The 19,800-nt window shown below is 76.4% G+C and carries 15 protein-coding genes and 1 pseudogene; 10 read left to right on the top strand and 6 right to left on the bottom strand.

The window, feature by feature from the left end; all coding sequences use genetic code 11:
• The coding region (locus tag PSR1_RS12385; RefSeq protein WP_193388358.1) for a PD-(D/E)XK nuclease family protein at nucleotides 1-499 on the top strand (499 nt) is incomplete at its 5' end.
• Between the two features lie 134 nt (nucleotides 500-633).
• Here the strand turns inward: PSR1_RS12385 and PSR1_RS12380 are convergent.
• Nucleotides 634-957 (bottom strand): hypothetical protein, encoded by a 324-nt coding sequence (locus PSR1_RS12380; RefSeq protein WP_059437871.1) that lies wholly within the window; start codon nucleotides 955-957, stop codon nucleotides 634-636.
• Between the two features lie 172 nt (nucleotides 958-1,129).
• Between PSR1_RS12380 and PSR1_RS24555 the strand changes: the two genes are divergently transcribed.
• Both PSR1_RS24555 and PSR1_RS12370 read left to right on the top strand, forming a co-directional pair.
• Entirely contained in the window at nucleotides 1,130-1,654 is a 525-nt protein-coding gene (locus PSR1_RS24555) for an SEC-C metal-binding domain-containing protein (protein ID WP_059437870.1), read from the top strand.
• A gap of 231 nt (nucleotides 1,655-1,885) precedes the next feature.
• Nucleotides 1,886-2,530 carry an HD domain-containing protein gene (locus PSR1_RS12370; protein WP_059437869.1) on the top strand — a complete coding sequence of 215 codons (645 nt, stop codon included), beginning with the start codon at nucleotides 1,886-1,888 and terminating at the stop codon, nucleotides 2,528-2,530.
• 7 nt (nucleotides 2,531-2,537) lie between these two features.
• Here PSR1_RS12370 and PSR1_RS12365 read toward each other — a convergent pair whose 3' ends face one another.
• The gene (locus tag PSR1_RS12365; protein WP_059437868.1) at nucleotides 2,538-4,151 is read right to left on the bottom strand and encodes an NERD domain-containing protein; all 1,614 of its coding nucleotides are present in this window, start codon (nucleotides 4,149-4,151) and stop codon (nucleotides 2,538-2,540) included.
• Nucleotides 4,152-4,591: 440 nt separating this feature from the next.
• Here PSR1_RS12365 and PSR1_RS24185 point away from each other — a divergent pair, with 440 nt between their 5' ends.
• Both PSR1_RS24185 and PSR1_RS12360 read left to right on the top strand, forming a co-directional pair.
• Nucleotides 4,592-4,756 carry a hypothetical protein gene (locus PSR1_RS24185; protein WP_193388357.1) on the top strand — a complete coding sequence of 55 codons (165 nt, stop codon included), beginning with the start codon at nucleotides 4,592-4,594 and terminating at the stop codon, nucleotides 4,754-4,756.
• On the top strand, nucleotides 4,753-5,367 hold the full coding sequence (locus PSR1_RS12360; protein ID WP_059437867.1) for a tetratricopeptide repeat protein: 615 nt from the start codon (nucleotides 4,753-4,755) through the stop codon (nucleotides 5,365-5,367). Before PSR1_RS24185 ends, PSR1_RS12360 begins: the two co-directional genes overlap by 4 nt.
• Before the next feature lie 31 nt (nucleotides 5,368-5,398).
• On the opposite strand, the gene PSR1_RS12355 is transcribed toward PSR1_RS12360, so the two are convergent.
• A complete protein-coding gene (locus PSR1_RS12355; RefSeq protein ID WP_237757937.1) occupies nucleotides 5,399-7,324 on the bottom strand; it encodes a mechanosensitive ion channel family protein in 1,926 nt (641 codons plus the stop codon).
• Between the two features lie 200 nt (nucleotides 7,325-7,524).
• On the opposite strand from PSR1_RS12355, the gene PSR1_RS12350 reads away from it, so the two are divergent.
• The 3 genes from PSR1_RS12350 to PSR1_RS12340 are packed head-to-tail and all read left to right on the top strand — an operon-like array spanning nucleotide 7,525 to nucleotide 12,122.
• Nucleotides 7,525-8,880 carry a hypothetical protein gene (locus PSR1_RS12350; protein WP_059437865.1) on the top strand — a complete coding sequence of 452 codons (1,356 nt, stop codon included), beginning with the start codon at nucleotides 7,525-7,527 and terminating at the stop codon, nucleotides 8,878-8,880.
• Between the two features lie 23 nt (nucleotides 8,881-8,903).
• Entirely contained in the window at nucleotides 8,904-10,328 is a 1,425-nt protein-coding gene (locus PSR1_RS12345) for a CHASE2 domain-containing protein (protein WP_059437864.1), read from the top strand.
• 57 nt (nucleotides 10,329-10,385) lie between these two features.
• Nucleotides 10,386-12,122, top strand: a complete 1,737-nt coding sequence (locus PSR1_RS12340; protein ID WP_059437863.1) for a murein L,D-transpeptidase — start codon at nucleotides 10,386-10,388, stop codon at nucleotides 12,120-12,122.
• A 4-nt stretch (nucleotides 12,123-12,126) separates the two neighbouring features.
• Here the strand turns inward: PSR1_RS12340 and PSR1_RS12335 are convergent, their stop codons facing one another.
• Both PSR1_RS12335 and pabB read right to left on the bottom strand, forming a co-directional pair.
• Nucleotides 12,127-12,762, bottom strand: a complete 636-nt coding sequence (locus tag PSR1_RS12335; protein ID WP_059437862.1) for an aminotransferase class IV family protein — start codon at nucleotides 12,760-12,762, stop codon at nucleotides 12,127-12,129.
• Nucleotides 12,759-14,234 (bottom strand): aminodeoxychorismate synthase component I, encoded by a 1,476-nt coding sequence (gene pabB / locus PSR1_RS12330; protein WP_059437861.1) that lies wholly within the window; start codon nucleotides 14,232-14,234, stop codon nucleotides 12,759-12,761. Before pabB ends, PSR1_RS12335 begins: the two co-directional genes overlap by 4 nt.
• A 267-nt stretch (nucleotides 14,235-14,501) precedes the next feature.
• On the opposite strand from pabB, the gene PSR1_RS12325 reads away from it, so the two are divergent.
• Complete coding sequence (locus PSR1_RS12325; protein WP_237757936.1) at nucleotides 14,502-14,942, top strand: response regulator transcription factor; 441 nt, start codon at nucleotides 14,502-14,504, stop codon at nucleotides 14,940-14,942.
• 132 nt (nucleotides 14,943-15,074) lie between these two features.
• On the opposite strand, the pseudogene PSR1_RS12320 reads toward PSR1_RS12325, so the two are convergent.
• Nucleotides 15,075-17,917, bottom strand: a pseudogene (locus tag PSR1_RS12320) (penicillin acylase family protein).
• A gap of 313 nt (nucleotides 17,918-18,230) precedes the next feature.
• Between PSR1_RS12320 and PSR1_RS12315 the strand changes: the two are divergent.
• Nucleotides 18,231-19,800: S8/S53 family peptidase (locus PSR1_RS12315; protein WP_152643346.1), on the top strand; the 1,570-nt coding region annotated here is incomplete at its 3' end.

Below are 19,800 nucleotides of genomic sequence, written 5' to 3'. Positions count from 1 at the left end.
CGCGGCCAGGCCGGAGCGCACCAGCCGCCACGGCCGCGTGTTCGGCGACACGGTCCACCTGGCCATCGGATTCGCGCTCCGCGGCCCGGCGCTCGCGCCCGCCGCCGCCGTCGCGCGGGCCGCGGCCGCGACCGGGCTCTCGGAGCGGCGCGCCGAGGCGGCCGAGGACGTGGGCCGGGCGCTCGCCGCGCTCGAGCGGGCCGGGCTGCGGCGCGCGCCGGGGCCCGACCTGCAGCTCGAGTACCCGGTGGCGCACGCCTCCGGCGGGAAGCTGGTGCAGGGCTACGTGGACCTCCTCGGCGTCCGCGACGGGCGGGTGGTGATCGTGGACTTCAAGACCGACGCGCCGCCGGCCGGCGACGTGCACGCGTCGCACGCGGCCTACGTCGAGCAGGTGCGGGGCTACGCGCGGATCCTGGTCGCCCTCGGGGTGGCGCGGGAGGGCGCCGTGGACGCCGGGCTCCTGTTCACCGCGGACGGCGGCATCCGCTGGGTGTAGGCGGCGGCTGCCGCTCGCCCTTCGACTTCGGCGAGCCTTCGGCTCGCCTACGCTCAGGGTGAGCGGGCGGAAAGCCACTCGCGGTGAGCGGCCGGGAAACCGCTCAGGGTGAGCGGCCGGGAAGCCGACCGGCGTCAGTGCAGCGTGTGCACGTCCTCGACGAGCTCGGACTCGAGCACCATCTCGACGAGGTAGCCGTCCACCCGGTCCGGGACCTTCTCGACGACCTCGGGCGACAGCCAGCGCACCACCACCTCGAGCTCGACCCCCTGCCCGCGCACCTCGACCGGGCGCGCCTTCACGAACCACGGCTCGTCGGGCAGCACCGCGAGCCGGAGCGCGTTGCAGGCGGTGCAGGCGATCTCCCACTCCTTCGGATCGAGGCGCCCGTCCGGCAGGTACGGCGTCTGCGGGCGTTCGGCCATGGCGTCGCGGAGGGCGCGAGGGCGGCGGGGCATGGTTCCACCGATACACCACGGATCCGACACCGGCCTCGCGCGCACGCCGGTTGCTACCGGTCCCCCCGGACCGCCGCGGTCCGAGTCTGTTCGCGGACCTGGCCGCGGCGGCGGGCCCGCCACACGGACCACGGTCCGCGCCGCGGACCGAACCCCTGCCTGGGAGGCCCTCGTGACCGAACCGACGCTGGATCAGCTCCTCGACGAGTTCAGACGCTGCGACGAGCCCGACGACCACCTCCTCCTCGCGCTGCGGATGCTGCGGACCCGCTCGCGGGACGAGCGCATCGTCGTGTCGCTCCTCCACGTCATGGACGAGAACCCGAAGGCAGGTGCCGCGTGCCTCGCGACGTACGGGGATGCTCACGTCGTCCACGACCTGTCGCGCGCGCTCGACCGACTCACGGCCCGCCCGGTCGCGGACTGCCCGCTCTGCGCGTGGGTGGACCTCGTGGCGGTCGCGAACGCGATCCGCGACCTGGGCGGGAGCGTCACCGCCGAGCAGCAGGCCCGGATCGACGGGTTCCTCGCGAGCGACGCCTGGTTCCGGGCCCGCCGGGACGGAACCGTGCACGGAGCGGCCGTTCCGACCGCGGCTCGCGCGCTCCGGCCGGGCCGCAACGACCCGTGCCCGTGCGGCAGCGGCCGGAAGTACAAGCGCTGCCACCTCGCCGGGGACGAGCGGACGGGACGCTGACCCGTTCACCCTTCGTCACCTCTACCCGCAGTCCGCGGCCGGCGGCCGTGTGGGTCCGGCGCGCAGCGTTCGCGCGCGGTGACACCCTCGCCCCCACGGCGACCGCGCGCCACCCACCACATCCCATCGTTTCCCAGTGGTTCTCGGCGCACCCGTGGGGATCATGTGACTGACACGGACCGCGGCATGCCTTACTCGTGTTGGCGCTGGGCCACTGGACCGGAGGCATCGGTGAACGTCCCCCTCACGCAGCGCTTCATCTCCGCCGTGGCGAAGGCGCACGAGCTCCACGCGACCCAGGAGCGACCGGGCTCGGGCGCCCCGTACCTCACGCACCTGCTGGGTGCGGCGGCGAACGTGCTGCACTTCGGGGGCGACGAGGACCAGGCCATCGCGGCGCTGCTGCACGGCGTGGCGGCGAGCGGCGACGCGCGGGCCACGCTCGACACCCTCCGGGAGGCGTTCGGCGGCCGCGTGGCGGACCTGGTGGCGGGCTGCCGCGACGCGTTCGACAGCGCCGAGCCGGGCTGGCGCGCGCGCAAGGTGGCGTTCCTGGCGCGCCTCGCCACCACGCCGCGCGACGTGCTGCTGGTGGTGGCGGCCGACAAGCTCGACGACGCGCGCGCCATCGTCACCGACCTGCGCACGCGCGGCTCCGAGGCCTGGACGCGCCTGCCTGGCGGCCGCAACGGGTCGCTCTGGTACTACGCGGCGCTCGCGGCCAGCCTGGCGCGCGCCGGGGTCGGCAGCATCGCGGTCGCGCTCGAGGCCACGCTCGACGAGATGGCGAACGCCGCGGTGGACTGCGAGGTGGACGACCGCGTCGCGCTCGCGGAGCAGTTCGGCTGCCTGGCGCTGTCGTCGATCCAGGCCTGACGACGGGTCAGCCCGCGAGCCCGGGCCAGCATCCCTCGGCGCACGGCGCGGCGACGATCCGGGCGCCGACGAGCGCGCGGGTGAGCGCGATGTGCATGCGGGTGCCGAAACGGCCCACGGCCTCGTCCACGTCCGCGACGATCACGAACGGCCGCTCCAGCCCCTTCCAGCGCAGGAACGTGTCCGCGACGAGCCGCTCCGCCATCTCGGGGTGGTCCGCGTGCACGAACGCGTGGCGGCCGAGGCGCTCGCCGTGGTGGATCGCGCCCGGGGCGGTCTGGCCGCGCAGCGAGACGACGCCGATGTCGGAGAGCGCGACCTTCTCCGAGAGCAGCCGGTCGATCTCCTGCGCGACGCGGTCCGCCACCTTCGCCGGCGACGGGCAGGCGACGAGCGCCAGCGTCCGCTCCTTCACCGCGGCGGCGATGGCCCGCGCGTCCCCGTCGCCGCCCGCGTAGCGCGCCGCGAGCGCGCCGACGCCGGGCGGGCAGCGCTGGCCGCGGGGCAGCCGGAAGGTGGTGGTGAACAGGTCGCCCATGGGCTCGCGGTCGGCCCAGAAGCCCTGCCCCGGGTCGTGGAACGCCCACAGCCGCGCGCCCTCCGAGAGCGCGCGCACGAGGTACCAGGCCTCGAAGGTCAGGTCCTGCCCCTCGTCCACCACCACCGCGTCCCAGCGCCGCTCGCACAGGTCCGCGGCGCGCTCGTAGGTGGCCTGCCAGAACTCGTTCGCGGTGAGATCGCCCTGGCGATCGGTCCCGTCCACCGCGTCCACGATCGCCTTGGCGAGGCCGCTCACCGTCTGGATCTCGACCCCGCTGCCGGCGAGCCGCACCTCCAGCCACTTGCGGAGCGGCTGGGTGAAGCAGAGGAGCAGCACGCGCTTCCCTCCGGCCGCGTGCCGCCGCGCGGCCTCCGCGGCGAGGAGCGTCTTGCCCGACCCGGCGCCGCCGCGCACCAGCACGCGGTCGTTCTCGAGCAGCCCCTCCAGCGCGTCGAGCTGCGCCTCGTCGAGCGCGAGCCGCCGCTCGCCGAGCGCGCGGACGCGGGCGCCGAGCGACAGCGCCGGGACCCAGGTCTCGCCCCACAGCTGGTGGAGCCGCTCCATCCAGCTGCCGCGGGGCGGCCGCGGCTCGGGCAGCGCGCGGGCGACCACGCCCGGCAGCGCCTCGGCGAGCCAGTCGAGCTGCCTGCGCCCGAGCACGACGCCGCGCAGCGCGTCCTCCTGCGGCTGGTCGTCGAACTCGGTGTCGGGGAAGACGACCGCGGCGCCGAACGCGGGCGGCGCGCAGCTCCAGTCCTCCAGCCGCCGGGACAGGCGCTTCGCGAACTTCGTCCCCTGGTCGAGCGGCGCCTCGTCGAGCGGCACGCCGTTCGTGAACCAGCGGCCGTCGCGCTGCTCGATCCGGCCGCCCTTCACCTCGAGGACGAGCAAGCCGCGCTCGGGATGCGCCAGCACGAAGTCGCCCTCGCCCAGGAGGTTCTTCCCGTCGCGGATGCGGAGCGAGTGCCAGGCGGTCCAGCCGGGCGGAAGCCCCTTCGCGAGCGCGCGCCAGACGGTCCGCTCCGCCTCCGACCTCGCCGGCCGCGGCGCCTCCGACGGGTGGACGCGGGGAGTGGCCATGCGCCCAGGGTGCCAGAAGGCCGGGGCGATTCAAGCCGCGTGTCCGAGATTGACTTTTCGAGCAATCCGTGGCAATACGTTTCGTGTTCGATGACGTTTGGCCCCATTCCATCAAGACGAGGCGAGGGCGGCGGCCCTGAGACCCTCGGCCAGCTCCCGGTCGGTCCCGACCGGGGTTGTGGCAATGCCGCCTGCGATGGAGGACCCATGACGACCCCCGAGAAGACCACGTAATCGCAGGGCTCCGGCGCGTCCGCGGGGCGGCCCCGGCCGTCCCGTGGCCCGCCGCGTCCGCCGCCGCCCGTCGCGGGCGAGCGGCCGGGCATGTCCGCCCGACGGATAGGATCCTCCTGTCCGGCGGCTCGAGCGATCAATCCAGACCTATCCGCCCGCTCCACGGGCGGCGCGGGACCATTGCGTCCCGGGAAAGGAACCGAACCATGCAGCCCTACTCGCTGGGCGTCGCCGGCCTGCTCGCGATGGCCTGCGACTGCATCCGCCGCGGCGACCTCGACGGCGCCCAGGCCGCGCTCGCGCGCGCCCGCGCGCTCCACCGTCCGGAGCGCCCGGTGCACGCCGCCGACGACGAAGGAGGGACTCGATGACCGCGAGGCAGACGACGGATCGGATGCTGGCCGAGCTGCGCCGCGCCTACCAGCTCGCGGAGGAACAGCGCGCGCCCGAGGCGCTCGACATCTACCGCACCCTCCTCGGCGAGGCGCGCCAGGCGGGGATCGACTCGGCGCACCTGCACTGGGCCTGCGCCGTGGCCGCCGACTACTCGGGGGAGCTGGAGATGGCGTTCGAGCAGATCACCACCGCGATCGCGAAGGACCCGCTGGCGCCGCCGTTCCGCCACTCCTTCGACCTCATCACCCGCCACCTCCGCGCCGCGCTCGCCGACCCGGAGCGCGACGCCGGCGACCCGTCCACGCCGCGCCTCTACGCGCTGCTGCAGCGCTCGGACGAGGCCGACGTGGGCGCGCACCTCGCCATGGTCCGCTTCCACCTGGCGAAGGGCCACGCGGTGGAGGCGCGGGCGCTGCTCGAGGCGGTGGCGCTGCTCCACCCGGCCTCGCACGAGGCGTGGGAGCTGCTGGGACGCGTCGCCCGGGAGGCGGGCGACGTCGAGACCGCGGAGCGGGCGCGCCTCGAGGCGGCCGCGCTGGGCGACGGCGAGCTGCCGTTCGCGATCCCGGGGCCGGCGTCGGCGTGAGCGGGGCAGGCGCCGCGGCCGCGCCTGCTGCTCACCGCGACCCGCCGCCGGTCGCCTCGCCCGGCGCGCCCGGGCTCCCCTGCCCCGCCTCCCCGCGCTTCCCGTGCATCAGCTCGAGCACGGCGCGGTACAGGCGCTGGCGCGCGTCGTGGCGCTGGCTGGCGCGGGTGATGTACCGGACCACCACCTCCATGCCGTTCGCGGCGGGCACCACCTGGATCCCGGGCACGGCCGAGAAGCTCTGCACGGCGTAGCGCGAGGTGGTCTTCCGCCACTCGCTCTCCGCCGCCTTGGCGTTCGCCTCGGTCTCCTTCTCCACCAGGTGCTGCACGCCGTCGATGACGGGGTAAGGGTCGCGGCCGAGCGGGACGAGCAGGCGCAGCTCGTCCCACATCCACTGGCCGGAGGTGGAGAAGTTGAAGTAGTGGCCCTCGATCGCGAAGGAGTTCACGAACGAGACGCGGCGGCCGGTGGGGTGGCCGGCGTCGTTCCAGCTCCCGGTCTCGAGCAGCACGGTGTGGAAGAGGCCGATCTCCACCACCTCGCCGCCCACGCCCTTGATCTCGACCCAGTCGCCGACGCGGATGCCGTTGCGGCCCATGAGGATGAACCAGCCGAAGAACGCGACGATGAAGTCCTTGAGCGCCACGGTGAGGCCGGCGCCGGCGAGGCCGAGGACGGTGGTGGCCTGCCCGGGCGCGCCGAACACGACGAACAGCGCCACCAGCACCGTGACCACGTTCACGCCGAGGCGCGCGACCGTGCGCACGGTCTCGACCCGCAGCCGCTCCTTCGCCCGCTTGCGGAAGAACCGGTCCACCGCCTCGCCCAGGCCGAACCCGGCCGCGACCACGGCGAGCAGCGCCAGCACGCCCCACAGCAGCCGGTGCAGCGCGGCGCGGACGTGGCCCTGCACCACCTCGCGCCACTGGCCGTAGGTGTCGGCGAGCTCGTTCAGGTCCTGCAGGCGCCGGCCGATCGTCGCGAGCCGGCGCTGGTCGTCGCTGAAGCGCTGGAGCGCCTTCACCGCCTCCGCCTTCGCGGCCCGGTCCGCCGCGGCCGCCTCGCCGGCGGCCACCCGCGCGGCGGACGCCTTCGCGGCCTCGCGCTCCTCGGCCTCGCGCTTCTTGCGCGCGACGAGGTCGTCGCGCCGCTTCGCGAGCCGCTGCGCGCGATCCTGGATGTCGGCCTGCGCGGCCGCGAGCTGCGCCGCCTTCGCCCGGTGCCAGCTCCACACCCGCCAGCGCGCGAGCAGGCTCGGCGCGGTCGCGGGCGCCGCCGCCGCCGCCGGCCGCGGCTCCTTCTGCGCGGCGTCGTACACCTCGCGCAGCCGGCGGATCCGCACCTGCGGATCGCCGCCGGCGCGCTGGAGCTGATCGGTCGCCGAGGCGAGCTCGTTGTTCTCGAGCTCCAGCTCGGCGCGCGCGACCTCGAGCTGGTCCTCGAGCTCCACCCGCGCCTGCTCCGGCGCGGCCTTCACCCTCGCCTCGAGCGCCGCCACCCGCCCCTCGGCCGCGTCCACCGCGGCCTGCGCCCGGGCCCGCGCATCGGCGAGCGCCTTCAGCTCCGGCGTCTGCTCGGGCACGTTCTCGGCCGCGTCGCGCATCGCCACCGCGAAGGCGAGGTCGATGGCGTGGTCCGCGAGCCGCTCGGCCTGGCGCGAGAGCTCCTGCTCCTCCGGCGTGGTCGCGTAGGCGGAGAGCTGCTTCGCGGTGAGGAGCGGCCGCATGTCCACCAGCCGCGTGCGCCGGGGGCGCTGGCCGGCGGGCTGTCCCTGTCCCGCGCCCTGCCCTCGCGCCCCCGCCTGCCCTGCACCGGGCGCGGGCGCGCCCGCCGGCGCCGCGCCGGCCGCGTTCGCCTCGGGGGCGCCACGGTCGCGCGTGAGGAACAGGCCGGCGCCGACCGCGCCGAGGAGGAGCACCAGCAGGAGGACCGTGAGCTTTCGCGAGGCGTTCACGGCGCGGCAGCACAGCACGAACGCGGGGCGACGCCAAGGTGGGCGGGCGTGCGCCCGCTGGTCCGCACGCCACGTGTCGGCCGTCGCCGCCTCGCCACGCGGTCACACCCGTCGGAGCGGGCCTGCGCTCCCGGTGGCAGCGCCACGATCGGTACGCCTACACTCGCGGCGCAACGCCACCGGATGCTCGGAGGTGAGCCATGGGACGCCGCGCCCTCACCGCGCTCCTCGCCCTCGCCCTCTCCTCGTTCCCCGCGCGCGCCGCCGCCGGGACGACCGTCGCCGCGATCGTGGGACCCGACGGCGCCGCGCTCGAGGCGGCCACGGACGTGGAGCGAATCCGCTTCGGGGAGGCGCGGCCGGTGCGGCTCGCGGTCGATGACGCGCTGGACGTGGGCGACGAGCTGCGGAGCGCCGGCGGAGACCTCACCGTCGTGCTGGCGTGCTCGGAGGCGGCCTCGGTGACGCTGACGGGCGCGTTCCGGGTGGCGATCATGCCGGCGAGCGAGGGCCGGACCTGCCTCATCGACCTGTTCGCGGGGGACGCGTACATGACCGGCGATCGCTCCACCGGGCTCGGACTGGGCGACGTGATGGCCGGCGCCGAGCGGACGCAGTACCGCGCGGCGTTGTCGCGCGACGCGGAGGGCGTCCGGACCGAGCTCTTGGTGTTCGACGGGGAGGTCGTGGTGCGCCAGGCGGCGGGCGGCGGATCGACGCCGGCCGAGGCCGTGGGGGCGGGCGCGGTTCTCTCGATGCAGGGCGCTCGCCGCGAGCAGACCGCGCTCACCGCGCGCCAGCTCGAGGCCGCCGCGCGGCTGTACGCGGGCGTGGACGCGAGCCGCCTGGGCCATGCCCAGCGGCCCGCGGCGACGGCGCAGCTCTCCACGGCGTACCTGGCCGTCCTCCACCGTCCGACCGACGCCGACGCGCGGCTCAAGCTGGTCGAGCAGCAGGTGCGCCTCGCCGCGACCGGCCCGACGACGCTCCACCAGCTCGCGCGCGCGGCGGCGATCGCGCCGGGGTCGGAGGGGCTCGAGGTGGCCACGATCGCGCTGAGCGCCGCGGTGTACCGGCAGCGCGGCGCGGCGGCGAAGGCGGCAACCCGGGAGGCGGAGCTGCGCGGTCTCGACCCGACGGTGGTCGATGGGGCGCTCCGGGCCCGCAAGCTCGACCCGGCGGTCGTCCGCCGGGGAGTGCCGCCTGGACACCTCGCCGCCCCGGGCGCCCCTGCCGCGCTGCAGGTGCGCGCCCTGGCCGAGCCGCCGGCGATCCACGTCCTCGGGGAGACGCGCGTCCGGATCCGCGTGACCACCGGAGACGGCAGGCCGGTCCAGGGCGCCCGCGTGCGCGTCGCGGCCGGCGGCGGCTCCTTCGGCCACGCGGTCCCGGGCGCCGTGGAGGTCACGGAGGCTGCGGGGCAGACCGGGGCCGACGGGGTCTTCGTCACGGTGTGGGGCTGCCGGCAGTGCGCGCCGGCGTACGTGCTCTCGGTGGAGGCGGCGCGGGAGGGCTTCGTCCCCGCGCGCGCCGAGGTGACGGTCCGGGTGCAGTAGCGCGCCCGGAGGGAGGAGCGGGCGTGCCGCAGGAACGGCTCGCGAGCGGTCCTCGCGCGGACGCGGGCGGGGGCGGCGACGGCAGCGCGCCGCAGGGCGTGCTCACGCCGGAGCGCATGGAGCGCTGGCGGGAGCGGCTGCTCGAGGCGGCCCTCATCGGCGTCCCGCTCGCGGTGATCCAGTGGGCCGTCGGCCGGCTGAGCGCGCGCGTCACCTCGCAGCCGTGGCACGTCCTGTGGTTCGTGGCACCGCTGGCGGTGGCCGCCTGGCTCGCGTGGCAGGCGGTCGTGCGGCGCCGCACCTTCCGGCCGCGCGGCCCCATGCGCGCGTTCCTGGTCTGCTACCTCGCCGTGTTCGCGGTGGCCGGGGCCGCGGACCTGCTGGTCCTGACGCGCACCACGGTGGTCTACGAGCACGAGCCGCCGCGGCACCGGCTCCTGCCCGCCGGGTGGGGCGACTGGCGCTACCGCGTGGCGCGACGCTACTCCGCCGACCAGGTGCCGCTGGTGGTGGTGGTCGAGCCCGCGCCCGGGAGCACGACGAGCCGGAGCGCGGCGCGCTTCGAGCTGGCGCGGCTGGTCGCGCTGGCGGAGCGCGCGGGGGCCGCCGGCGTGGCCCTCGACTTCTACTTCGGGGAGGAGCCCTCCCCGGCCGACGCGCTGCTGTGCGCGACCGTCCAGCGCGCGCGCAAGCCGGTGATCGCCGGCGAGCGCACCGTGAAGCTCCCGCACATCCATGCCGAGGCCTACGCACCGACGCTCGAGCCCTGCTTCCCGCCGGAGCGCCGGGGCCACCTGCTTGCGTACCGCGACGCGGACGCGCTCGTCCGGACCGTGGGCCTGAGGACGCTGCGGGGAACGCCTTCGCTCTCCCTCCAGGTGGCGACCCAGCTGGCGGGCGGCCCGGTGGCGCCGGAGGGCGAGCTGATGCAGGTCGTCTTCCCTCGCGACGAGTTCCTCGTCGTCGCCGCCGAGGAGCTCGCGCGCCTCGACCTTGGCGACCTGAAGGACCGCTTCCTGCTCGTCGGCGAGCGTTCCGACGCCGAGACCTTCCAGACGCCCTTCGGCCCGCGCCTGGGTGTCGAGCTCCACGCCGCCGCCGTCGGCACGCTGCTGACCGGGACCTGGATCCGGCGGCCGCCGGCCTGGTGCGGCGCCCTGCTCCTCCTGGTCGCCTGCTACCTGCTCGCCGCGCTCGCCGCCGCCGGCGCGTCCACGGGGAAGCTGTTCGCGACCGCGGCCGCGGTGACCGCGTTCGTGGTCGGCGGCGCGGCGATCTCGATGCGCCTGTGGAACGTGTGGCTGGACGTCGTGTACCCGGTCGCCGCCGTGTGGCCGCTCGCCGTCCTGCTCGCGCTGCTGCGTCGCCGGCTCGCCGCGGCGTCCCCGGTCCGCGGCCCCGCCCCCGGCGACCCCGGGCGGCCCGAGGCCGCGGCCCGCGGCAACTGAGCGCAGCGGTCCCTCCCCGCGCCCCCGCTACGATCGCAGCGGGGGGGGGAGCCGCCGTTGGCCGGACGCGGGATCATCGCCGTGGTGGCGCTCGCCGCCTCGCTCGCGGATGCGCCACCCATCGCCACCCCCACCGGCGAGGCCGCGCCGGCGGAACCGGGCGCGCCGTCGGATCCCGGCCGCGCGCTCCTCCGCGGCCTCGTCGAGCAGGCGTTCCTCCCCGAGCTGCGCTGGGCCTCCTTCGCGGAGCACCGCGAGGCGGTGGGCCGGTTCTACGCGGAGCGCGGCGACGCGCTGGCGTGGTTCCGAAGCGGCCGCCCGACGGCGCAGGCGGCCGCGGTGGTCCAGGCGCTCCGGCGCGCGGACGAGAAGGGGCTCGATCCGCGCGACTACGGCGGACCGGGCTGGGCCGGCTGGCTGGAGGCGCTCCGCACCGGTTCGGCGGCGGACGAGTGGGAACGGGTCCGCTTCGACGTGGCGCTCACCGTCTCCGCGATGCGACTCGCCTCGGACCTCGCCATGGGCCGGCTGCGGGCGCGGGCGCGCGCCGCGGACGTGGGGCTCGTCGAGCCGGTCCGGTGGGACGCGGACGGCCAGCCCGACCTGGCCGCCATCGTGCGCACGATCGCGACCGCCGAAGACGCCGCGGGCGCGCTCGCGTCCGCGGAGCCGCCGTTCGCCGGCTACCGCCGCACGGTGCAGGCGCTCCTCCGCTACCGCGAGCTGGCGGTGCTGGACCGCGACGACCCGCTCCCGCTGCCGCGCCGGCCGATCGCCGCCGGCGAGCGCTACGCGCGCGCCGAGGCGCTGGCCCGGCGGCTCCGCCTCGTCGAGGACCTGACCGACGGCGGCGCGCCGCACTGCGACCTCTACGACGACGCGCTCGCCCGGGCCACCGCGCGCTTCCAGCGCCGGCACGGGCTCGACCCGGACGGCCGGCTGGACGCGCGCACCGTGCGCGAGCTGAACGTCCCGCTCGAGCGCCGGGCCGGGCAGCTCGCCCTCGCGGTCGAGCGGTGGCGCTGGCTGCCGCGCCGCTTCGTCGCGCCGCCGCTGGTCGTGAACATCCCGGAGTTCCGGCTCCACGTCGCCGACCGGGCGCACCGCATGGCGATGCGCGTGGTGGTCGGCCGCGCCTACCGCCACCGCACCCCGGTGTTCGCGGCGGCGCTCACCGAGGTGATCTTCCGGCCGTACTGGGAGGTCCCGAGGAAGATCCAGCGCGAGGAGCTCGTGCCGAAGCTCGAGCCGGACGCCGCGCGCCTCGCGGGCGAGGGCTACGAGATCGTGGACGAGGGCGGGCGCGTCCTGCCGCTCGAGGCGGCCGCCGGGGCGGACGCGCTCGAGCGCCTGCGCACCGGCGCGTGGCGCCTGCGGCAGCGGCCCGGGCCGCACAACGCGCTCGGGAGGGTGAAGCTCGTCTTCCCGAACCCGTACCAGGTCTACCTGCACGACACGCCGTCGCAGGAGCTGTTCGCGCGCTCGCGGCGCGACTTCAGCCACGGCTGCATCCGGGTGGAGGACGCGGAGGCGCTCGCGGCCTGGGTGCTGCGCGACGAGCCGGGCTGGACGCCGGAGCGGGTCCGCGCCGCGATGGAGGGCGACGAGACGGTGCGGGTGCGCGTCGGCCGCCCCACGCCGGTGTTCGTGCTCTACGGCACCGCGGTCGTGGCCGACGGCGGCGAGGTGCGGTTCTTCGGCGACCTGTACGGCGAGGACGCGGCGCTCGCGGCCGCGCTGGCCGAGGAGGGCCTCCGCCGGTCGGGACCGCGTCCAGCCGGACCGCCGGGCTAGGTCCTCACCGCGCGCGCTCGCCCACGCTCGCGTCGAGCCGCAGCTCGACCCATCCACGCACCGAGCTCACCTGCCAGACGCGCGCCGCGCCGCGCAGGTCCTCGAGCGTGAGCGCCGCCTCCCCGAGCTCGCCCGCCTCGAGGAGGTGCGCGCGGAAGGTGCCGGGCAGCAGGCCGGCCGCGACCGGCGGGGTGAGCCCGCGGCCGGCGCGCTCCAGCACGAGGTTGCCGGTGCTGGTCTCGGTGAGCTCGCCGCGCTCGTTCCAGAGGATCACCTCGTCGGCCCCGGGCCGTCCGGCGCGCGCGCGCTCGAACGGCTCGCGGCGCGAGGTCTTGAACCGGAGGAACGGGTCCGCGGAGTTCACCGGGTCGGGCGCCAGCGCGGCGCGGAGCGGCCGCGAGGACGGCAGGGGCAGCGCCTCCACCGCGAGGCGGCCGTCGGCGGCGAGCGCGAGGCGGACCTTGCGCGGCCCGTCGAGCCCGGCCACCGCGCCCTCGAGCGCCGCCCGCACCGCGCCGGGATCGCAGGGGTGGCCGAAGCGCGCCGCGGCGCCGGCGAGCCGCGCGAGGTGCCGCTCCAGCAGGAAGTACCCGGCGCCGGGCTCCCACCGCAGCGCCTCCAGCAGCACGAGCCCGCTCACCGCGACCCCTCCTGCCAGCCGGCCAGGGCGCGGATCAGGTTGCGCGCCTTCAGCTCCGCCTCGGCGTGCTCGGCCTCGGGCGCCGAGTCGGCCACGATGCCGCCGCCGGCGTGCAGGTGGACGGCGCCGCCCGCGACCACGAGGGTCCGGATGGCGACGTTCAGGTCCGCGGTGCCCTGGAAGCCGAGGTAGCCGATGCTCCCGGTGTACACGCCGCGCGCGACCGGCTCCAGCTCGTCCACGATCTCCATGGCCCGGATCTTGGGCGCGCCGGTGATCGAGGCGGCGGGGAACGCGGCGCGCAGGAGGTCGCAGACGCCGCGTCCGGGCGCGAGCCGGCCGCGCACGGTCGCGACGAGGTGGTGCACCGACGGGTGGCGCTCGACCTCGGGGAACGCGTCCACCCGCACCGAGCCGGGCGCGCACACGCGCCCGAGGTCGTTGCGCGAGACGTCCACGATCATCGCCAGCTCGGCGCGGTCCTTCGCGCTCGCGAGCAGCGCCGCCCGCAGCCGCGCGTCCTCGTCCGGCGTCGCCCCGCGCGGCGCCGTCCCCTTGATCGGCCGGGTCTCCACCTCGTCGCCGTCCACGCGCAGGAAGCGCTCCGGGGACGCGCACGACACCTGCACCGCGTCGAAGCCGAGCCAGGCGGCGAACGGCGCCGGGTTGAGCCGCATCAGGCGCCGGTGCAGCGCCCACGGGTCGCGCCCGCGCACCGGCGCGAACCAGCGCCCGGTGAAGTTCACCTGGTAGGCGTCGCCGGCCGCGACGTAGTCCTGGATGCGCCGCACCGCCGCGAGGTACGCGTCGCGCGTCAGGTCGCGCGAGAGCGGCGCGTCGAGCGCCGCGCCGTCCGACGCCGCGTCCGGCGCCGCGTCGCCCGGCGCCGCGCCGTCGGGCGCGGTGCCCCGCCGCGCGGCCTCGAGCACCGCGCGCCGCACCTCGCCGAGCGGCGCGCGGCCCGGGAGGTCGGGGGACGCGAGGCAGGCCAGGTAGGCGCGGCCGGCGGCGCGATCGAGCACGAGCACGCGGTCGTACAGGCCGAGCACGGCGTCCGGGGCGCCGGACGCATCGCGCGGGGCGCGCGGCAGGCGCTCCAGCTCGCGGGCGAGCCCGTAGCCGAGGTAGCCGGCCGCCCCGCCCACGAACGGCGCGGGCAGCCCGCCCGCGCCGAGCTCGAGCCGGTGCGCCGCGAGCAGCCGCTCCAGCACGTCCAGCACCTTGCCACGCACCGTGGCCCGCTCGCCGGTCCAGCGCCGCAGCTCGACCCGGCCGTCGCGCGCGACCAGCGTCGCGAACGGCTCGAAGCAGGCGAACGAGAACCGGCCCAGGCGCCCGTCCACCGCGCGGCTGTCGAGGAGCACGAGCCCGGGCCTGCGCCGGAGCACGTCCACGCACCGCTCGAAGCCCTCGACGCCGAGGTCGAGCGCCTCGACCTCGGCCCGGAACGTCACCGCGCGGGGAGCGAGCACCGGCGCCTTCTACGACGCCCGCCACCGCCGCGCGAGGTGGGGCCGCACCTGGGACGCCCCGCGGCCGACGCACCGTCCGGCCGATTCGCGGGTCACCGCGTCGCGTCGCCGCATCGTCACCGCGATGGAATGTTCGCGCCCCGATCGGCGGCGATCTTCTCCGGAATGCGCCGCCTGTCTCGTGGTTCAACGACATGCGTTCCGGCACTGTGAGCGGAGACCGCCCCCGCGGGCGGGCGCGCCCACCCTCACCCCACGGGAGCCACCATGGAAGAACACCGTGAAACCGCGCAGCCGAAGGTGCTGCTGGTCGAGGACGACGACGACCTGCGCGTCGCCATGGCGGGCTGCCTCGCGGGCGCGGGCTTCGACGTGACGCTGGTCGCGACCGGCGCGGACGCGGTGCGCGCGGCGCTCCGCGATCACCCGCAGGTCATGGTCATCGACGTGATGCTGCCGGACTCGGGCGGGCTGGGGGTGGCGGAGGCGCTGCACCGCTACCCGGAGCTGGAGCGGGTGCCGGTGCTGTTCACCACCGGCCTCGCCGCCCCGGCGGTGAAGGCGCTGCTCGCGCCGGCGCCGGTGCTGTTCAAGCCGTTCGGCCGGCGCCAGCTCCTGAGCGCCGTGCGGAGCGCGGTGGATCCGTCGCTCGCCTCGGGGCGGGCGGGTCCTTCGACCTCCGCTCATGGTTCGACGGGCTCACCATGAGCGGATTCATGTCGCTCACCATGAGCGACTCGTGTGAGTCACCCTGAGCGGATTCGTATGCGGTCCATCCGCTCGAGGCGGATCCGAATCCGCTCGCCCTGAGCCTGTCGAAGGGCGAGCGGATGGACCCGACTACGGCACGAGCTGCACCACGTCGTGCGTGTCCTTTCCGAGCTCGGCCGCGCGCGTGAAGAGCGGGACGGTGTCGTTGGAGAGCCAGAGCGGGAGCAGGTTCAGGTAGTTCCACTGCCCCGGGACGCCGCTCGCGCCGCCGGGCCACACCGACTCGGCGCGCTTCACCGCGCCGCGCGAGAGCTCGACCACCAGCCGGTTGGACGGGCCGCTCGAGAACATGAACGCGTTCGCGGACGCGGCGCGCGCGCCGTGCGACGACGCGTCCACCGCGCCGAAGCCGCCGTCGGTGGGGATGCCGGGCAGCGGCGAGAGCGGCGCGGGGAACGCGCCGAGCCCGGGCGGCACGCTGAACGGACCGCCCATGGGGTGCGCGAACACGATCCGGTGGAGCTTGCCCCAGCGCCAGTCGTCCGGGTCGGTCGAGCCGTCGAAGGCGGGCGCGAAGTCGGGGCCGGAGAGGAGCGCCAGCGCGTCGGCGAGGCTCTTCAGCAGCACGAGGTCGCGCCGGTCGGCCGGGCTCGCGTCGAGGCCGGGGACCGCGAAGAAGTCGATGCCGGAGGCGCCCACGCCCTGCTGCGCGTCGAAGCGGTCGAGCAGGTTGCGGAGCGCGGTCATGGCCTGCTGGCTGGGCGGGAGCGGCATCGCGCCGAGCTTCGAGTCGATGACGTTCTTGATCGCCTGGCCGCGCCAGGTCGAGTAGATGGTCGCGGCGACGCTCGCCTGGACCTCGGCCGCGGACGGCGCGGAGAGCTCGCCGGGCGGATCGGCGTCGTCCCAGCCCTCCGGGATGCCGGTGGGCGTCGAGCCGTCCCAGGCGGCGAGCCGGGCCACCGCGCCCGCCACCCCCGCGTCCGCGCCGAGCGCGGCGAGCGGGGCCGGCGCGCCCTCGCGCCGCGCGTGCTCCAGCGCGGCGGCGAGGTACGGCACCAGCACCTGCGCGTCGAGCAGCGTCACGTCGGCCTGGATCGACTGCATCTGCTCGAACGTCATCTTCCCGGCGGCGAGCACCTCCTTCACGCGCCGGGTGATGCGGCCGGCGCGGAAGCCGGCGTCGAAGCCGGGCGCCAGGTAGTAGATGCCGCCGCCCGGGCGCAGCTTCGTGAGCGGCGCGTTCTCGAGCGTCAGGCCGGCGGGATCGTTGTTCGCGTTGATGGCGAAGCCCGCCGGCGGGTTCACGGCGTGCGGCAGCTCCTCGAGCGGCACCACCTCGTACGGCACCACCTGCAGCGGCTGCGGGTGCTGCACCGGGAGCCACTCGTTGCCGCCGGTGCCGTCGCGGATGAAGAACGGCGGCAGCCCGTCAACGAACCCCTGCTGAAGGTCCTCGCGCACCGGCACGGCGGAGTGGGTGAAGTAGGCGATGTTGCCGGCGTCGTCGGCGTAGCAGAAGTTCTGCGACCCGACGTCGAAGTGGCGCATGGCCGCGACGAAGTCGTCGATCCCGCGCGCGACGTCGTAGCCGAGGAACGCGTCCAGCTCGCGCGTGCCGGAGAAGCCGGTGTACTGCACCGAGAGCGCCACGCCGGTCGCCGGGTCGAGCTGGATGATGGGGCCCTGGTTCCGCCGCGGCACCACCAGCGTGGCGGCGGGGATGCCGTTGCCGGCCGGCACCGGCACGAGGTCGTTCATCACCGCGTCGCCCATCACGTTCGCGCGGTAGGCCTCCGGGTACGGGATCACCGGCTCGAGCGCGCCCTGGTACACGGTGGCGAGCCCGCTCGGCGAGCTCGGGTCGGGCACCACCTGCTCCTGGAAGACGTCGGTGACGTCGAACGGGTCCACGGTCGCGCCCCAGGCCAGGTGGCGGTTGTGCCCGACCACCACCGACGGCACGCCGGCGAAGCTGTTGCCGATCACGTCGAACGGGCCGGCCTGGAGGTGCACCGGGTAGAAGGTGGAGGGCGCGCCCAGCGCGAGGTGCGGGTCGCTCGCGAGCATGGGGCTGCCGCCGGCGGTGTGCGCGCCGGCGATGACCCACTGGTTGGAGCCGTCGCGCTCCTCGCGATCGGTGAGCCGCCCCAGGAACGCGTCGCCCTTCACGCGGCCCAGGAACTCGGCGGCGAGCGCGACGGCGCGCGGATGCAGCTTCCCGGCGCTCGCCGCGGCGGCCCGGGTCGCCGGGGCGATGGCGGGCGAGGGCGCGAGCGCGTCCGGCACGGTGGAGGCGGGGTCGAACGGCGCCGCGCGCCACAGGTCCTCGAAGAACAGCGCCGCGCCGTCGAAGCCCATGGCCGCGCCCGCCTGCTGGTAGGTCGCGAGCGCCACCGTCCGCTCGATGTCGTCCACGTCGAACGAGAGGCCGAACGCGATGAGCTTCGCGGCGAGGAGCGAGTCCATCACCGTCCACGGCTCGAACGTGGTCAGCTCGAGCGCGGCGTACTCGGGCGGCAGCGGGTGCGTCTCCGCCCACGCGTTCACGCCCTCCGCATACGCCTCCAGCGCGGCCACCGCGCGGGTCGAGAGGAGCGGCAGGCTGCGCGCCGCGGCCCGCGCCAGGCCGAAGGTGCGCAGCTGCACGTCGCCGGGGAGCGCGCCGGCCCGAGGAGCTCGGCGAGGCGGCCGGCGGCGCGGCGGCGGGTGACGTCCATCTGGAACAGGCGATCCTGCGCGTGCACCCAGCCCTGCAGCAGGAAGAGGTCGTGCTCGTCGGCGGCGCGGAGGTGCGCGATGCCCGCGCCGTCGCGCGTGATCGTGGCGGCGCCGTGCAGGCCGGGCAGCCGCTCGGGCGCGGTGCCGCCCCGGGCGGCGGAGGCCGCGGCCCCGGCAGGAGAGGACGGCGAGGAGCAGGAGGTGAGCCCTGCGAGGACGGCGAGGGCGGCGGCGGCGAGGGCGGCGCGCATACGGGGCTCCAATGTGGGCCTGCGGGTCCCCCCGGTGTCGCGCCCGGGCAGTGAACGATCAACGTCGCCGCAGGGGAGGCCCTCACAAAGCCGGGGCATTCGCGGACATCCGTCGCGTCGGACGCTCCGGCACGCCCCTTGGCCGTTCCCGCCTGCGGGCGAGGCCCTGGGGGCGACCCCGCAATCACCCGCACCTGGCGTCACGCGAGCGGGCACCGTCCTTCCACTCATCGAGCGCCCTCGCCGCGGCCCTCGCGCGTGCCCTCGCGGCACGCCTCCGCCCGCGCGCCGAGGACGGCGACGGGAGGATGCCATGACGTCTCCCCTCCGCTGCGCCGGCGTGATCCTGAGGCTCCGACCCGGCGCCGCACCGGCCTTCGCCGCCGCGGCGCGGCGCGCGCTCGGCGACGAGCTCGAGCTGCGCCCGCTGTTCCCCAACGCCGCCGCGTCCCGCGGCCTGGCCGCCGCGCCCGGCCAGGCGGAGTGGGCGCTCGCCGCGTTCGAGGGCGAGCCGCGCGAGGTGAACGGCTGGGAGGAGGCCTACCGGACCGTCGAGCGGCTCGGCCTGGGCGCCGCGGGCGGCGCGGTGGAGTACGCCGAGCCGGATCTCGTGCAGGCGTTCCCGGCGTTCCCGCCCGGCGAGGCGGGCGCGCTCGCGGCCGGCGCGCGCGGCGACGGGACGTTCGACGACGAGGATCCCTCGCTGCCGCGCGGCGGCTCGTTCGCGTGGTTCCTCGGCCCGGGCTACGCGGACCTGCGCGCGGCCCGCGAGGCGGCCGGCGAGGGCGCCGGGGCCACCATCCTCCACGTGGACACCGGCTACTCGGCGCACGACACGAAGCCCTCTGCCTTGCTGGAAGCGTATGCCCGCGACTTCGAGGGCGGCGGCGAGCGGAAGGGCGCCGTCGACCCGGGCATCGACGGCCTGCTGCGCCAGCCCGGCCACGGCACCGGCACGATCTCCATCCTCGCCGGGAGGCGGATCCCGCAGCTCGCGAACGACTGGCTGGGCGGGGCGCCGCGCGCAGAGGTGATCCCGGTGCGGATCGCGAGCTCGGTGGTGCTGTTCCGGACCAGCGCGCTGGCGCGCGCGCTCGACTACGCGCTGCGCCCGTACGACGGCCCCGACGCGGCGCACCCGGGCGACGTGCGCCCGCCGGTGGACGTGGTGACGCTGTCGATGGGCGGCGTCGCCTCCCGCGCCTGGGCCGAGGCGGTGAACGCCGCCTACGAGGCCGGCGTGTGCGTCGTGGCCGCCGCGGGGAACAACTTCGCGCTCGGGCCGTTCGGCGTGCCCACCCGCTTCATCGTCCACCCGGCCCGCTTCGGCCGCGTCATCGCGGCCTGCGGGATCATGGCGAACTGGCGGCCGTACTTCGGCCTCCCCACCGGGAAGATGCAGGGCTGCTGGGGACCTCCGAGCAAGATGGCGACCGCGCTCGCCGCCTTCACGCCCAACATGCCGTGGGCGGAGATGGGCGCACCGCAGGTGGTGGACATGAACGGCGCGGGGACGTCGTCGGCCACGCCGCAGGTCGCGGCGGCCGCGGCGCTCTGGATCGCGGCGCACCGGCCGGCGCTCCAGGCGCTGGCCGAGCCGTGGCGCCGCGTGGAGGCGGTCCGCCACGCGCTCTTCACCAGCGCGGAGCACCCGTCGGATCCCGAGGTGGCGGAGAAGATCGGGCGCGGCGTGCTGCAGGCGCGGGCCGCGCTGGCGGTGGCGCCGGTCGCGACGCTGCCCATGACCCCGTGCGACACCGCCTCGCTGTCGCTGCTCCGGGTGCTCACCGGCCTGGGCGCGGCGCCCGATCCTCGCCTGGAGATGCTGGCGCTCGAGGCCACCCAGCTCACGCAACTCCCGGTGGCGGACGGCGAGCCGAACC

The sequence above is a fragment of the Anaeromyxobacter sp. PSR-1 genome (genome assembly GCF_000964525.1).
Classification (GTDB): Bacteria; Myxococcota; Myxococcia; order Myxococcales; family Anaeromyxobacteraceae; genus Anaeromyxobacter.
The sequence above is the reverse complement of the archived record's forward strand: the minus strand, read 5'-3'. Positions and strand labels throughout refer to the sequence as shown.